This window comes from Streptomyces sp. NPDC051180 (assembly GCF_040689545.1).
Lineage (GTDB): Bacteria > Actinomycetota > Actinomycetes > Streptomycetales > Streptomycetaceae > Streptomyces.
The window spans coordinates 292,624-306,055 of sequence record NZ_JBFBBC010000002.1 but is presented as its reverse complement, the minus strand read 5'-3'; the positions used below and the strand labels follow the sequence as shown (position 1 = coordinate 306,055).

The following is a 13,432-nucleotide window of genomic DNA, read 5'->3' as shown; positions in this document are numbered from 1 at the left end:
CGTGATCTCTCGAATCGATCTGCGCGGTGAGGCCCTCCCCGAGGGTTCCGCCCTGCGCGACCTGCTGCCCCGTGCCGAGTTCGACGTGGAAGCCGCCCTGGAGAAGGTGCGGCCCATCTGCGAGGACGTCCGGCATCATGGCGCCGCAGCGGTGATCGACTACGGCGAGAAATTCGACGGCGTCCGCGTCCCGAGCCTGCGCGTCCCCGCCGCGGCGATCGCCCGCGCGCTCGACGAGCTCGACCCGGCCGTCCGCGCCGCCCTCGAGGAGTCCATCCGCCGCGCCCGCCTCGTCCACCGCGAGCAGCGCCGCACCACGCACACCACCCAGGTCGTCCCCGGCGGCACGGTCACCGAGAAGTGGATCCCGGTCGAGCGCGTCGGTCTGTACGTGCCGGGCGGCCGCTCGGTCTACCCGTCCTCCGTCGTGATGAACGTCGTCCCGGCCCAGGAGGCCGGCGTCGAGGGCGTCGCCGTCTCCTCGCCCCCGCAGAAGGAGTTCGGCGGACTCCCGCACCCGACGATCCTCGCCGCCTGCGCGCTGCTCGGCGTCGACGAGGTGTACGCCGCCGGCGGCGCCCAGGCCGTCGCCATGTTCGCGTACGGCACCGAAGGCACCGCCGACGAACCCGGCTGCGCCCCCGTCAACCTGGTCACCGGTCCCGGCAACATCTACGTGGCCGCCGCCAAGCGCCTCCTCAAGGGCCGTATCGGCATCGACGCCGAGGCCGGCCCCACGGAGATCGCGATCCTCGCGGACTCCACCGCCGACCCCGTGCACGTCGCCGCCGACCTCGTCAGCCAGGCCGAGCACGACCCGATGGCCGCCTCCGTGCTCGTCACCGACTCGGACGAACTCGCCGCCGCCACCGAGGCCGAGCTGAAGACCCAGGTCGCCGCCTCCAAGCACGTCGACGACCGGATCGTCCCGGCGCTGGCCGGCCGCCAGTCCGCGATCGTCCTCGTCCGCGACCTCGCCGACGGCCTCAAGGTCGTCGACGCGTACGGCGCCGAGCACCTGGAGATCCAGACCGCCGACGCGGCCGCCGTCGCCGACCGCGTCCGCAACGCCGGCGCGATCTTCATCGGCCCCTGGGCGCCCGTCTCGCTCGGCGACTACTGCGCCGGCTCCAACCACGTCCTGCCCACCGGCGGCTGCGCCTGCCACTCCTCGGGCCTCTCCGTGCAGTCCTTCCTGCGCGGGGTGCACATCGTGGACTACACGCGCGACGCGCTCGCCGACGTCGCCCACCACGTGGTGACCCTCGCCGAGGCCGAGGACCTCCCGGCCCACGGCGCCGCGATCAAGGCCAGGTTCGGATGGAAGGTGCCGGAGTCCCAGTGACAGGAATCGACGACCTCCCCGTCCGGGACGAGCTGCGCGGCAAGTCGCCCTACGGCGCGCCCCAGCTCGACGTCCCCGTCCAGCTGAACACCAACGAGAACCCCTACCCGCTGCCCGAGGCCCTGGTGGCCCGGATCGCGGAGCGGGTCGCCGAGGCCGCCCGCGGCCTCAACCGCTACCCCGACCGCGACGCGGTCGAGCTGCGCACCGAGCTCGCCCGCTACCTCACCCGCACCGCCGGACACCCGGTCGCCGTGGAGAACGTGTGGGCGGCCAACGGCTCCAACGAGGTCCTCCAGCAGCTGCTGCAGACCTTCGGCGGCCCGGGCCGCACCGCGATCGGCTTCGAGCCCTCGTACTCGATGCACGCCCTGATCGCCCGGGGCACCGGCACCGGCTGGATCTCCGGCCCCCGCCGCGACGACTTCACCATCGACCTGGCGGCGGCCGAGAAGGCGATCGCCGAGCACCGGCCCGACGTCGTCTTCGTCACCTCGCCCAACAACCCCACCGGAACAGCGGTCGAGGCCGCCACCGTCGTCGCGCTGTACGAGGCGGCCCAGGCGGCCCGCCCCTCGATCGTCGTCGTGGACGAGGCGTACGTGGAGTTCAGCCACCGGGAGTCGCTGCTGCCGCTCCTGGAGGGCCGCCCCCACCTGGTGGTCTCCCGGACGATGTCCAAGGCGTTCGGCGCGGCCGGACTCCGCCTCGGCTACCTCGCCGCCCACCCGGCCGTGGTCGACGCCGTCCAGCTGGTCCGCCTCCCGTACCACCTCTCGGCCGTCACCCAGGCCACCGCCCTCGCCGCCCTGGAGCACACCGACACCCTCCTCGGCTACGTCGAGCAGCTCAAGGCCGAGCGCGACCGGCTCGTCGCAGAGCTGCGGGCGATCGGCTGCGAGGTCACCGAGTCCGACGCCAACTTCGTGCAGTTCGGCAGGTTCGCCGACACCCACGCGGCCTGGCAGCGGATCCTCGACCGGGGCGTCCTGGTCCGGGACAACGGCGTACCGGGCTGGCTGCGGGTCACCGCCGGCACCCCCGAAGAGAACGACGCGTTCCTCGACGCGGTCCGTGAACTGATGAAGGAGCAGGAACGATGAGCCGCGTAGGCCGCGTTGAGCGCACCACCAAGGAGACCTCCGTCGTCGTCGAGATCGACCTCGACGGCACCGGCAAGGTCGACGTGTCGACCGGGGTCGGGTTCTACGACCACATGCTCGACCAGCTCGGCCGGCACGGTCTGTTCGACCTGACCGTGAAGACCGACGGCGACCTGCACATCGACTCGCACCACACCATCGAGGACACCGCGCTCGCCCTCGGTGCCGCCTTCAAGCAGGCCCTCGGCGACAAGGTCGGCATCTACCGCTTCGGCAACTGCACCGTCCCGCTGGACGAGTCGCTCGCCCAGGTGACCGTCGACCTCTCGGGCCGCCCGTACCTCGTGCACACCGAGCCCGAGAACATGGCGCCGATGATCGGCTCGTACGACACGACGATGACCCGGCACATCTTCGAGTCCTTCGTCGCCCAGGCGCAGATCGCCCTGCACATCCACGTGCCGTACGGGCGCAACGCCCACCACATCGTGGAGTGCCAGTTCAAGGCCCTCGCCCGCGCGCTCCGCTACGCCGCCGAGCGCGACCCGCGCGCCGCCGGAATCCTCCCCTCCACGAAGGGCGCGCTCTAGTCGTGAACGGCCTCTCCACCATCCTGATCGTCGTCGGCCTCTTCCTGCTCGGCGGCATCTACTCCTTCGTCAAGCAGCAGATGCCCAAGGGCGTCATCGTGCTCGTCGCCCTCGCCGCCGCCATGTGCCTCGGTGCCGGTGTGCTCCGCCTGGACGTGTGGGCATGAGCGCGACCCCGACGAAGAAGGTCGTCGTCTTCGACTACGGCTTCGGCAACGTGCGCTCCGCCGAGCGCGCCCTCGCCCGGGTCGGCGCCGACGTCGAGATCACCCGCGACTACGAGACCGCCATGAACGCCGACGGACTGCTCGTCCCCGGCGTCGGCGCCTTCTCCGCCTGCATGCAGGGGCTCAAGGAGGCGCGCGGCGACTGGATCGTCGGCCGCCGGCTCGCCGGCGGCCGCCCGGTCATGGGCATCTGCGTGGGCATGCAGATCCTCTTCGCCCAGGGCATCGAGCACGGCGTGGAGACCGAGGGCCTCGACGAGTGGCCCGGCACGGTCGAGCCGCTGAACGCCCCCGTCGTCCCCCACATGGGCTGGAACACGGTCGACGCGCCCGCCGGAACCGAGCTGTTCGCGGGGCTCGACGCCGACACCCGGTACTACTTCGTGCACTCCTACGCGGTGCGCGAGTGGACGCTGGAGGTGGGCAACAAGAACATCCGCGCCCCCAAGGTCACCTGGGCGACGCACGGCGAGCCGTTCGTCGCGGCGGTCGAGAACGGCGCCCTCTGGGCGACCCAGTTCCACCCCGAGAAGTCCGGCGACGCCGGAGCCCAGCTCCTCACCAACTGGATCGGAACCCTGTGACTGTGTCGTCTGACAGCGTGCTCGAACTCCTCCCGGCCGTCGACGTCCGCGACGGCCAGGCCGTCCGCCTCGTGCACGGCGAGTCCGGCACCGAGACCTCCTACGGCTCCCCGCTGGAGGCGGCCCTCGCCTGGCAGCGGTCCGGCGCCGAGTGGCTGCACCTGGTCGACCTGGACGCCGCCTTCGGCACGGGCGACAACCGCGACCTGGTCCGCCAGGTGACCGAGGCCATGGACATCAAGGTCGAGCTCTCCGGCGGCATCCGCGACGACGCCTCGCTCGCCGCCGCCCTCGCCACCGGCTGCACCCGCGTCAACCTCGGCACCGCGGCCCTGGAGACCCCCGAGTGGGTCGCCAAGGTCATCGCCGAGTTCGGCGACAGGATCGCCGTCGGCCTCGACGTGCGCGGCACCACCCTGCGCGGCCGCGGCTGGACCCGCGACGGCGGCGACCTGTACGAGACGCTGGCCCGCCTCGACTCCGAGGGCTGCGCCCGCTACGTCGTCACCGACATCGCCAAGGACGGCACCCTCCAGGGCCCGAACCTGGAGCTCCTGAGGAACGTCTGCGCGGCCACCGACAAGCCCGTCGTCGCCTCCGGCGGCGTCTCGTCCCTGGACGACCTGCGGGCCCTGTCCGGTCTCGTCCCGCTCGGCGTCGAGGGCGCGATCGTCGGCAAGGCGCTGTACGCCAAGGCGTTCACCCTGGAAGAGGCCATCGCGGCGGTGGCTGCCGTATGACCGATTCCGTACGCAAGGTCGTCACCGGCGCTCCCTGGGAGGAGCAGTTCGGCTACTCGCGCGCGGTGGAGCTGCCGAACGGGCTGGTCCTGGTCTCCGGCTGCACCTCGGTGGTCGACGGCCAGATCGCCGACGGCGGTCCGTACGACCAGGCCGTCAACTCCTTCGGCGTGGCCCTCGCGGCCCTGAAGCAGCTGGGCCTGGGCGCCGAGCACGTCGTCAGGACCCGGATGTACCTCACGCACGCCCGGGACGTGGAGGAGGTCGGCCGCGCCCACAAGGAGCTGTTCGACGACGTCCGCCCCGCCGCGTCGATGATCATCGTCTCCGGCTTCGTCGACCCGCGTCTTGTCGTCGAGGTCGAGGTCGAGGCGTTCCGCCCCGAGGGCCCGGGAGCGGGTGCCGCATGAGCCTCGCCGTACGCGTGATCCCCTGCCTGGACGTGGACAACGGCCGGGTCGTCAAGGGCGTCAACTTCCAGAACCTCCGGGACGCCGGAGACCCCGTCGAGATGGCCAAGCTGTACGACGCCGAGGGCGCCGACGAGCTGACCTTCCTCGACATCACCGCCTCCTCCGGCAACCGGGAGACCACCTACGACGTGGTGCGCCGCACCGCCGAGCAGGTCTTCATCCCGCTCACCGTCGGCGGCGGCGTCCGGGCGGCCGAGGACGTCGACAAGCTGCTGCGGGCCGGGGCCGACAAGGTGGGCGTCAACACCGCCGCCATCGCGCGCCCCGAGCTCATCCGGGAGATCGCGGAGCGCTTCGGCCGGCAGGTGCTCGTCCTGTCCGTGGACGCGCGCCGCACCGCGTCCGGCTCCTTCGAGGTCACCACGCACGGCGGCCGCCGGGGCACCGGCATCGACGCCGTCGAGTGGGCGCACCGCGCCGCCGAGCTGGGCGCGGGGGAGATCCTCCTCAACTCGATGGACGCGGACGGCACGAAGGACGGCTACGACACCGAGATGATCGCCGCCGTGCGCAAGCACGTCACGGTGCCGGTGATCGCCTCCGGCGGTGCCGGCAAGCTCGCCGACTTCGCGCCGGCGGTGGCGTCGGGAGCGGACGCGGTGCTCGCGGCCTCCGTCTTCCACTTCGGCGACCTGCGGATCCCGCAGGTCAAGGAAGCACTGAGGGAGGCGGGTCACCCGGTCCGCTGACCGGAGGCTCCGCTTGCGAGAAGGGCCCCCTCGGGGGCCCTTCTTCTTCGTGAGATGCACAGGATTATTTGCGCAGATTCCATTGCGCAACTTTCCCTTCGTATCTATGGTCGTGGACATGACCTCCCCGGAGCAGCGCCGCATCGACGACCTCGGCACCCTGAAGGCCATCGCGCACCCCCTGCGCATGCGCCTCTACCGGGCCCTGTTCACGGCCCGCACGGCCACCGCGTCCCAGCTCGCCGACCAGGTCGACGAGGCCGTCTCGCTCGTCAGCTACCACCTGCGCAAGCTGGCCGACCACGGCCTCGTCGAGGAGGCCGAGACCCAGTCGGCCGACGGACGCGAGCGGTGGTGGCAGCCCGGCTCCTACGGCTTCGGCATCCACGACGAGGACGTCCGCGACGCACCCGAGCTCGCCGCCGCGAGCGCCGCCTTCGGCCGCACGGTCGACGCGCAGCGCAACGAGATGGCCGCCCGCTTCCTCGACGAGCGGCACACCTGGTCCGACGCCTGGCGCTCCGCCTCCGTCAGCTCCGAGTGGCTGCCCCGCCTCACCGCCGAGGAGCTCGCCGCGCTCGGCGCCGAACTGGACGCCGTCCTGCGGAAGTACGACCAGCGGGCCCGCGCGGCCGAGGCCGCGGGCGACACCGAGGGCCGCGAGAACGTCGCCGTCCACCTCCGCGGCTTCCCCTACCGCGCATGACCGCCGCCCTCCTCGCCTCGCCGCGGCCCGCCCACCGCGACCCCCGGGTGCTGCGCTGGCTCGGCGCCTACACCGCCTCCACGCTCGGCGACAGCGTCTACTACGTGTCCCTCTCCTGGGCCGCGGTCAGCGGCGGTACCCCCGCCCAGGCAGGACTCGTCCTGGCCGTCTCCGCCGTCCCCCGGGCGCTGCTGATGCTCGGCGGCGGAGTCATCGCCGACCGCCTCGGCCCGCGCCGGGTCGTCATCGCCTCCGACACCGTCCGCGCCCTGGTCGTCCTCGGCCTGGCCGCGACCCTGTTCCTGGCCTCGCCGGGACTGGGGGCGCTCGCCGCCGTCGCCCTCGTCTTCGGTGTCGTCGACGCCCTCTTCCTGCCCGCCGTCGGAGCCCTGCCGCCGCGCATCGCCGCCCGGGACCAGCTCGCCCGCGTCCAGGGGATGCGCGGCCTCTCGCACCGCCTCGGCGCCGTCCTCGGCGCCCCGCTCGGCGGCCTCGCCGTCGCCCTGGGCGGTCCGGCCGCGGCGTTCGGCGCCGCCGGACTGCTCTTCGCGCTCTCGATACCCCTGCTGTACGGGCTCCGCCTCCGGCCGCTGCCCGCCTCGGACGAGGGCCGCGACGGCACCGCCCTGCGCGACCTCGCCGACGGACTGCGCTACCTGCGCGGGCACCGCGTCCTGGGCCCGCTGATGATCGTCGTCCTGCTCAGCGACCTCGGTTTCGTCGGCCCCTTCAACGTCGGCCTGGCGGTCCTCGCCGACCAGCGGGGCTGGGGCGCCACCGGCATCGGCTGGATCCTCGCCGGCTTCGGCACGGGAGCGGGAGCCGCCTCCCTGTTCCTGACCGTCCGGGGCCGCGTCCCGCGCGCGGGCGCCGTCAGCGGCTGGACGATGACGGCGGGCGCCGTCGCCGTCGGCCTGCTCGCCGCCGCCCCGCACCTGCCCCTCGCGGTCGCCGCGGCCCTCGCGACCGGCCTGCTCGCCGGACTCTCCGGGGCCCTGTGCAACGCCCTGATCCAGACCGCGTGCGACCCCGCCTACCTCGGCCGCGTCAGCGCCGTCGCCGCCCTGCTCTCCTTCGGCATCGCACCGCTCGGGTTCCCGATCACGGGCGCCGCGATCGAGCTGTGGGGCCTCGGGCCGGTGTACGCCGTCAGCGCGGCCGTCTGCGGCCTCGCGGGCCTGTACGGCCTCGCGGCCACCGCGGTCCGGCGCGCCGAGCTGCCCCGCTGACGCTCAGATCCCCAGCTGCCTGGTCTCCCGCAGCCGCTCGATCGCGTCCGGGTCCCCCTCCAGGGCCACCTTCGCCGCGTCCTGGCGCCCGTACAGGTACATCACCAGCTCGCCCGGCTCCCCGGAGGCCGTCACCACCGGGGTGCCGCGGTGAGCCACCGCCGTCTGGCCGTCCGGACGGCGCAGCACCAGGCCGACCGGGGCCTTCCGGCCCAGCAGCCGGGCCATCCGCTCCAGGCGCGACCACAGGGCGTCGGCGAACACCGGGTCGAGCTCCCGCGCCGACCAGTCGGGCTGCGCCCGGCGCACGTCCTCCGCGTGCACGTAGAACTCGACGACGTTCGCCCCCTCGTCCACCTGCTTGATCGTGAACGGCGAGAACCGCGGCGGGCCCGTCCGCACGAGTCGGATCAGCTCCTCGTACGGCTTGTCGGCGAACTCCGCCTGCACCCGGTCCTGCCGCTCCCGCAGCAGGGGGACGAGCGAACCGGCCGCGGCGTCCGGCCGCCGCTCGCGCACCACCACGTGGGCGGCCAGGTCCCGGGTGCGCCAGCCCTCGCAGAGCGTCGGCGCGTCCGGGCCCGCCGCCTCCAACAGATCGGCGAGCAGAAGCCGTTCACGTTTCGCATGGGTCGACATGCTCGCCAGCGTACGACCGCCGCACGCGGTCCGCCCAGTGGACGCCCCGCCGGACACCGCCCCGGACCACGGCACAATGGCGCCATGAGCAGCAATCTCGACCCGGCCGTCTCCGCCCGGCTCAAGCGCAGCCCCGACGGGCTCGTCCCCGCCATCGCCCAGCAGTACGACACCGGCGAGGTGCTGATGCTCGGCTGGATGGACGACGAGGCCCTGCACCGCACCCTCACCACCGGCCGCGCCACCTACTGGTCCCGCAGCCGCCGGGAGTACTGGGTCAAGGGCGACACCTCCGGCCACGTCCAGCACGTCAAGGCCGTCGCCCTCGACTGCGACGCCGACACCGTCCTCGTCAAGGTCGACCAGGTCGGAGCGGCCTGCCACACCGGCACCCGCACCTGCTTCGACACCGACGTGCTCCCCGTATCCCAGTAAGGTCTGGCGCCATGGATCTCGAGACGTTCCGCAAGCTGGCGGCCGACCGCCGCGTCATCCCCGTCAGCCGCAGGCTCCTCGCGGACGGCGACACTCCGGTCGGGCTCTACCGCAAGCTCGCCGACGAACGCCCCGGCACCTTCCTCCTCGAATCCGCGGAGAACGGCCGCTCCTGGTCGCGCTACTCCTTCATCGGGGTCCGCAGCGACGCCACCCTCACGGTGCGGGACGGCGAGGCCCACTGGCTCGGCACCCCGCCCGTCGGCGTCCCCACGGACGGCGACCCCCTCCAGGCCCTGCGCGCCACCGTCGAGACCCTCCACACCCCCCGCGACCTCGCGTCCGGGATGCCCCCCTTCACCGGCGGCATGGTCGGCTACCTCGGCTACGACATCGTGCGCCGCCTGGAGCGGATCGGCGAGCACGGCCGGGACGACCTGGAGCTCCCCGAGCTCACCATGCTCCTCACCAGCGACCTCGCGGTCCTGGACCACTGGGACGGCTCGGTCCTGCTGATCGCCAACGCGATCAACCACAACGACCTGGAGACCGGCGTCGACGAGGCGTACGCGGACGCCGTCGCCCGCCTCGACGCGATGCAGGCCGACCTGGCCCGCCCCGTCGCCACCGCCCCCACCGCCCTCCCGGCCTCCGAGCTGCCCGAGTTCTCCGCCCTCTGGGGCGGCCCGGCCTACCAGGACGCCGTCGAGGACATCAAGGAGCGCATCCGCGCCGGCGAGGCGTTCCAGGTCGTGCCCTCGCAGCGCTTCGAGACCGCCTGCGCCGCCTCCGCGCTCGACGTCTACCGGGTCCTGCGGGCCACCAACCCGTCGCCGTACATGTACCTCTTCCGCTTCGAGAACGGCTTCGACGTCGTCGGATCCAGCCCCGAGGCCCTCGTCAAGGTCGAGGACGGCCGGGCGATGGTGCACCCCATCGCCGGCACCCGGCACCGCGGCGCCACCCCGCAGGAGGACAACGACCTCGCCGAGGAGCTGCTCGCCGACCCCAAGGAGCGCGCCGAGCACCTCATGCTCGTCGACCTCGGCCGCAACGACCTCGGCCGGGTCTGCGCGCCCGGCTCGGTGGAGGTCGTCGACTTCATGTCGATCGAGCGGTACTCGCACGTCATGCACATCGTCTCCACCGTCACCGGCCGCGTCGCCGACGACCGGACCGCCTTCGACGTCCTCACCGCCTGCTTCCCCGCGGGCACGCTCTCCGGCGCCCCCAAGCCCCGTGCGATGCAGATCATCGAGGAGCTCGAACCCTCCCGGCGCGGCCTGTACGGCGGATGTGTCGGTTATCTCGATTTCGCCGGCGACGCCGACACCGCCATCGCCATCCGCACCGCCCTGCTCCGCGACGGCACCGCGTACGTGCAGGCCGGAGCGGGTGTCGTCGCCGACTCCGACCCCGTCGGCGAGGACAACGAGTGCCGGAACAAGGCCGCGGCCGTCCTGCGCGCCGTCCACACCGCCAACCGGATGAACGTCACGTGAGCACGTAGGGGATAGTGGGGTACGTGAGTGCCGTACCCGTACCCCAGCCCCGGGCCGCCCGCGCGGCCGTCCCCACCGGCGGCCGCCGCAGCCTGGCCGCGGCCCTCCTCCTCGGCGCCCTCGGCGCCACCGTCGTCCTGCTCTCCGCCGGCCAGATCTGGGCCGAGGGCACCGCGTCGGTCGGCGGGGGAAGCGTCCCCGTGGAGGCCGACGGCGGCGCCGTCACCGGAGTGCCGACCGCCCTCGCGATCGTCGGACTCGCCGCGCTCTTCGCGGTCTTCGCCGTCCGCCGCACCGGCCGCACCCTCGTCGCCGCGCTCCTCGCGCTCAGCGGCGCCGGCGCCGCGCTGGCCGCGGTCCTCGGCGCCTCCGACAGCGCCGCCCTCGACGCCGAGGCCGCCCGCATCAGCGGCGACACGGCCGCCGCCGTGGCCGGCCTCACCCACACCGCCTGGCCGTACGTGACCGCCGCCGGCGCCGTCCTCATCCTGCTCGCCGGCCTCTTCGCCCTCCGCTTCGGCAAGAACTGGCCCGCGATGGGCGGCCGCTACGAGCGGTCCGGGACCCCGCGCGCCGGCCGCAAGGCCGCCACCACCGACCCCGACCGGCCCGAGGACCTCTGGAAGGCCCTGGACCGCGGCGAGGACCCCACGCACGGCGGCTGAGCCGAGGGGCCGCCCGCGACGCGTGATCGTCCGGGTACCCCCGATTCATCCTCGCGCGCCCGCGTGCGGGACAATGAGCGCAGAGTGTCCGCGCACGCGAGACCTCACCATCGAGCAACTGCAACGAGGAGCAACTCATGGCGGGCAGCGCCCACGGACACACCCCGGCCGCCTGGACCGGTGTCATCATCTCCTTCATCGGCTTCTGCATCGCCGGCGTCTTCATGGTGGCCTCCAACGGGCCCGGCTTCTGGGCCGGCATGGGTGTCGTCGTCCTCGGCGGCATCGTCGGCGGCGCGATGAAGGCCGCGGGCCTCGGCATGCCGAAGGAGTCGGCCGCCGTCGTCGCCGCCCGCGACGCCGCGACCCGGACCGCGCTGGCCCGTTCCTGACGCGACACGACGCACCCGAGGGCGCGGTCCGGCGACGCCGGGCTGCGCCCTCGCGCGTCACGGGCGAGAATCACCGGGTGGACACGCACCCGACGGCCGGAGCCGCGACCGACGATCCCCCCACCCGTCCGGGTGAACCCGCCCCGCCGGGGCACGGGCCGCCGGGGACGCTCCCGGCCGCCCACGACACGCCGGGCCGGGGTCCGCGGCCGGGACACCTCCCGCCGCCGCCCCGGTCCCTGCCGCGACGGCTGCTCGCGCCCGTCGCGACGCTCGCCGGGGTCTGCGCCGCGTTCGCCTACGTGGGCGCCGTCGACCCCAACGAACCCGGGCACTACCCCGTCTGCCCGCTGCTGCGCTTCACCGGCCTGTACTGCCCGGGCTGCGGCGGTCTGCGCAGCGCCCACGCCTTCGTCACCGGCGACCTGCCGGCCGCCCTGGGCGCCAACGCACTGGCCGTCGTCGGCTACGGCGTCTTCGCCGTCGTCATCGTCCTCTGGCTGGTTCGCGCCGCCCGCGGGACGCCCATGCGCCTCGCGGTCTCCCCGGCCTGGTGGTGGGGGATCGGGGCCGTCCTCGCCCTCTTCACCCTGGTCCGGAACCTTCCCTTCGGCTCCGCACTGGCCCCCTGAGGGCCCGGTGAGGGCCCCCGGGGACCCCGACGGGAGTCCCAGCAGATGGGACGCCGCTCCGGCCGATGCGGGTCCGGGGCCGTCCTGCGGATAGGATCGAAGTGGCTGAACCTGTTTCATCACCACCATCACCGTCCCGGAAGGGGGCCCCTCGCGTGAGTGTGCTCGACGAGATCATCGAAGGCGTGCGCGCCGACCTCGCAGAGCGACAGGCGCGGGTCACCCTCGACGAGCTCAAGGAGCGCGCCGCCAAGGCCCCGCAGGCCAAGGACGGCGTCGCCGCACTGCGCGGCGACGGCGTCAAGGTGATCTGCGAGGTCAAGCGCTCCAGCCCGTCCAAGGGCGCACTCGCCGCGATCGCCGATCCGGCCGCTCTCGCCGCCGACTACGAGGCGGGCGGCGCCGCCGTCATCTCCGTCCTCACCGAGCAGCGCCGCTTCGGCGGCTCGCTCGCCGACCTGGAGGCCGTCCGGGCCCGGGTCGACATCCCCGTGCTGCGCAAGGACTTCATCGTCACCGCGTACCAGCTCTGGGAGGCACGGGCGTACGGAGCGGATCTCGCGCTCCTCATCGTCGCGGCCCTGGAGCAGGAGGCGCTGGTCTCCCTCATCGAGCGGGCCGAGTCCATCGGGCTGACCCCGCTGGTGGAGGTCCACGACGAGGAGGAGGCCGAGCGCGCCGTCGAGGCGGGCGCCCGGATCATCGGCGTCAACGCGCGCAACCTCAAGACCCTCAAGGTCGACCGCTCCACCTTCGAGCGCGTCGCCCCGGAGATCCCGGCGCACATCGTCAAGGTCGCCGAGTCCGGTGTCCGCGGCCCGCACGACCTCATCGCGTACGCCAACGCCGGCGCCGACGCGGTCCTGGTCGGCGAGTCCCTGGTCACCGGCCGCGACCCCAAGGCCGCCGTCGCCGACCTGGTCGCCGCGGGCGCCCACCCCGCCCTGCGGCACGGCCGGAGCTGACCCCACCGTGACCCCCGTCCGCGCCACGCCGACCGCCCTGGGCACCGCCCCGGGCGGCTCGGCCGTGCCCGCGGACGCCTCGGGGCGCCGCGGCCGGCTCCGTACCGCCGCCGCCCCCGTCTCCAAGCACGCACCCCTCGCCCGCGGCTGCCGTCCGCGCGGCTGCCGCGCGCCCGCCCGCCGTGTCCACGGCCGCCGGGTCCGGTACGTCATCGGCTCCGAGCCGGGGCAGGTCAACGGCATGCGATGGCGCCCGCGCGCGCCGCGCACCTTCACACACGACGCCTGACCCCTGTCGCGCGCAGGGCCCCGTGGGGGCAATCGTCCCGCTGGGGCGGGACGGGTGGGCACGCGGGACGGCGCCCTCGGCGGCGCCTCCGCCCCCGTGCCCCGACCCGCACCGACGCAGTGCCGCGCACAGGGTTCGGGTCCCGGCCCGGAAGCCTGGGCCCGGCAAGGGGCGCCGTCCGTTGTGCCCACCCGTTCCGCCCCTGGCGGACGATTGCCCACAACGGG

The 13,432-nt window shown here is 73.8% G+C and carries 18 protein-coding genes; 17 read left to right on the top strand and 1 reads right to left on the bottom strand.

Annotated elements, in window-relative coordinates; all coding sequences use genetic code 11:
- Position 1 precedes the first annotated feature (1 nt).
- The 10 genes from hisD (at position 2) to AB0424_RS04795 (ending at position 7,686) form a co-directional block, all read left to right on the top strand.
- Positions 2-1,345: a histidinol dehydrogenase gene (hisD, locus tag AB0424_RS04840; protein ID WP_366302298.1), complete on the top strand. Its 1,344-nt coding sequence runs from the start codon at positions 2-4 to the stop codon at positions 1,343-1,345.
- Positions 1,342-2,448, top strand: coding sequence for a histidinol-phosphate transaminase (locus AB0424_RS04835; protein WP_366302297.1), 1,107 nt, complete (start codon positions 1,342-1,344; stop codon positions 2,446-2,448). The genes hisD and AB0424_RS04835 overlap by 4 nt, the downstream gene beginning before the upstream one ends.
- Positions 2,445-3,038, top strand: coding sequence for an imidazoleglycerol-phosphate dehydratase HisB (hisB, locus tag AB0424_RS04830; protein WP_017238764.1), 594 nt, complete (start codon positions 2,445-2,447; stop codon positions 3,036-3,038). The genes AB0424_RS04835 and hisB overlap by 4 nt, the downstream gene beginning before the upstream one ends.
- A 2-nt stretch (positions 3,039-3,040) precedes the next feature.
- A complete protein-coding gene (locus AB0424_RS04825) occupies positions 3,041-3,205 on the top strand; it encodes a hypothetical protein (RefSeq protein WP_017238763.1) in 165 nt (54 codons plus the stop codon).
- Entirely contained in the window at positions 3,202-3,849 is a 648-nt protein-coding gene (gene hisH, locus AB0424_RS04820) for an imidazole glycerol phosphate synthase subunit HisH (RefSeq protein WP_366302295.1), read from the top strand. Before AB0424_RS04825 ends, hisH begins: the two co-directional genes overlap by 4 nt.
- A 2-nt stretch (positions 3,850-3,851) precedes the next feature.
- Positions 3,852-4,589 carry a bifunctional 1-(5-phosphoribosyl)-5-((5-phosphoribosylamino)methylideneamino)imidazole-4-carboxamide isomerase/phosphoribosylanthranilate isomerase PriA gene (gene priA / locus AB0424_RS04815; RefSeq protein WP_366302294.1) on the top strand — a complete coding sequence of 246 codons (738 nt, stop codon included), beginning with the start codon at positions 3,852-3,854 and terminating at the stop codon, positions 4,587-4,589.
- Positions 4,586-4,999, top strand: a complete 414-nt coding sequence (locus AB0424_RS04810; protein WP_366302293.1) for a RidA family protein — start codon at positions 4,586-4,588, stop codon at positions 4,997-4,999. The genes priA and AB0424_RS04810 overlap by 4 nt, the downstream gene beginning before the upstream one ends.
- Positions 4,996-5,751 carry an imidazole glycerol phosphate synthase subunit HisF gene (gene hisF, locus AB0424_RS04805; protein WP_366302291.1) on the top strand — a complete coding sequence of 252 codons (756 nt, stop codon included), beginning with the start codon at positions 4,996-4,998 and terminating at the stop codon, positions 5,749-5,751. The genes AB0424_RS04810 and hisF overlap by 4 nt, the downstream gene beginning before the upstream one ends.
- Before the next feature lie 118 nt (positions 5,752-5,869).
- Positions 5,870-6,457, top strand: a complete 588-nt coding sequence (locus AB0424_RS04800; RefSeq protein ID WP_366302290.1) for a helix-turn-helix domain-containing protein — start codon at positions 5,870-5,872, stop codon at positions 6,455-6,457.
- On the top strand, positions 6,454-7,686 hold the full coding sequence (locus AB0424_RS04795) for an MFS transporter (protein ID WP_366302288.1): 1,233 nt from the start codon (positions 6,454-6,456) through the stop codon (positions 7,684-7,686). The genes AB0424_RS04800 and AB0424_RS04795 overlap by 4 nt, the downstream gene beginning before the upstream one ends.
- A gap of 3 nt (positions 7,687-7,689) precedes the next feature.
- Here AB0424_RS04795 and AB0424_RS04790 read toward each other — a convergent pair whose 3' ends face one another.
- Positions 7,690-8,325 (bottom strand): TIGR03085 family metal-binding protein, encoded by a 636-nt coding sequence (locus AB0424_RS04790; protein ID WP_366302287.1) that lies wholly within the window; start codon positions 8,323-8,325, stop codon positions 7,690-7,692.
- An 84-nt stretch (positions 8,326-8,409) separates the two neighbouring features.
- Here AB0424_RS04790 and hisI point away from each other — a divergent pair, with 84 nt between their 5' ends.
- The 7 genes from hisI to AB0424_RS04755 all read left to right on the top strand — a co-directional run bounded on the left by hisI (position 8,410) and on the right by AB0424_RS04755 (position 13,205).
- Entirely contained in the window at positions 8,410-8,760 is a 351-nt protein-coding gene (hisI, locus tag AB0424_RS04785; protein WP_366302285.1) for a phosphoribosyl-AMP cyclohydrolase, read from the top strand.
- 11 nt (positions 8,761-8,771) lie between these two features.
- Positions 8,772-10,262 (top strand): anthranilate synthase component I, encoded by a 1,491-nt coding sequence (locus AB0424_RS04780; RefSeq protein ID WP_366302283.1) that lies wholly within the window; start codon positions 8,772-8,774, stop codon positions 10,260-10,262.
- Positions 10,263-10,276: 14 nt separating this feature from the next.
- The gene (locus tag AB0424_RS04775) at positions 10,277-10,927 is read left to right on the top strand and encodes a TIGR02234 family membrane protein (protein ID WP_366302281.1); all 651 of its coding nucleotides are present in this window, start codon (positions 10,277-10,279) and stop codon (positions 10,925-10,927) included.
- A gap of 137 nt (positions 10,928-11,064) precedes the next feature.
- Entirely contained in the window at positions 11,065-11,319 is a 255-nt protein-coding gene (locus AB0424_RS04770; protein WP_366302279.1) for an HGxxPAAW family protein, read from the top strand.
- A 77-nt stretch (positions 11,320-11,396) separates the two neighbouring features.
- Positions 11,397-11,951, top strand: coding sequence for a DUF2752 domain-containing protein (locus tag AB0424_RS04765; protein ID WP_366302277.1), 555 nt, complete (start codon positions 11,397-11,399; stop codon positions 11,949-11,951).
- 155 nt (positions 11,952-12,106) lie between these two features.
- Positions 12,107-12,916 carry an indole-3-glycerol phosphate synthase TrpC gene (trpC, locus tag AB0424_RS04760; RefSeq protein ID WP_366302275.1) on the top strand — a complete coding sequence of 270 codons (810 nt, stop codon included), beginning with the start codon at positions 12,107-12,109 and terminating at the stop codon, positions 12,914-12,916.
- A gap of 64 nt (positions 12,917-12,980) precedes the next feature.
- Positions 12,981-13,205 (top strand): hypothetical protein, encoded by a 225-nt coding sequence (locus AB0424_RS04755; protein ID WP_366302668.1) that lies wholly within the window; start codon positions 12,981-12,983, stop codon positions 13,203-13,205.
- The last annotated feature ends 227 nt before the right edge of the window (positions 13,206-13,432 follow it).

Excerpts from the sequence above, each read along its gene's own strand:
- hisB (WP_017238764.1), top strand. The coding sequence starts at position 2,445 with ATGAGCCGCGTAGGCCGCGTTGAGCGCACCACCAAGGAGACCTCCGTC.
- hisH (WP_366302295.1), top strand. The coding sequence starts at position 3,202 with ATGAGCGCGACCCCGACGAAGAAGGTCGTCGTCTTCGACTACGGCTTC.
- AB0424_RS04810 (WP_366302293.1), top strand. The coding sequence starts at position 4,586 with ATGACCGATTCCGTACGCAAGGTCGTCACCGGCGCTCCCTGGGAGGAG.
- hisF (WP_366302291.1), top strand. The coding sequence starts at position 4,996 with ATGAGCCTCGCCGTACGCGTGATCCCCTGCCTGGACGTGGACAACGGC.
- AB0424_RS04800 (WP_366302290.1), top strand. The coding sequence starts at position 5,870 with ATGACCTCCCCGGAGCAGCGCCGCATCGACGACCTCGGCACCCTGAAG.
- AB0424_RS04795 (WP_366302288.1), top strand. The coding sequence starts at position 6,454 with ATGACCGCCGCCCTCCTCGCCTCGCCGCGGCCCGCCCACCGCGACCCC.
- AB0424_RS04790 (WP_366302287.1), bottom strand. The coding sequence starts at position 8,325 with ATGTCGACCCATGCGAAACGTGAACGGCTTCTGCTCGCCGATCTGTTG.
- hisI (WP_366302285.1), top strand. The coding sequence starts at position 8,410 with ATGAGCAGCAATCTCGACCCGGCCGTCTCCGCCCGGCTCAAGCGCAGC.
- AB0424_RS04780 (WP_366302283.1), top strand. The coding sequence starts at position 8,772 with ATGGATCTCGAGACGTTCCGCAAGCTGGCGGCCGACCGCCGCGTCATC.
- AB0424_RS04770 (WP_366302279.1), top strand. The coding sequence starts at position 11,065 with ATGGCGGGCAGCGCCCACGGACACACCCCGGCCGCCTGGACCGGTGTC.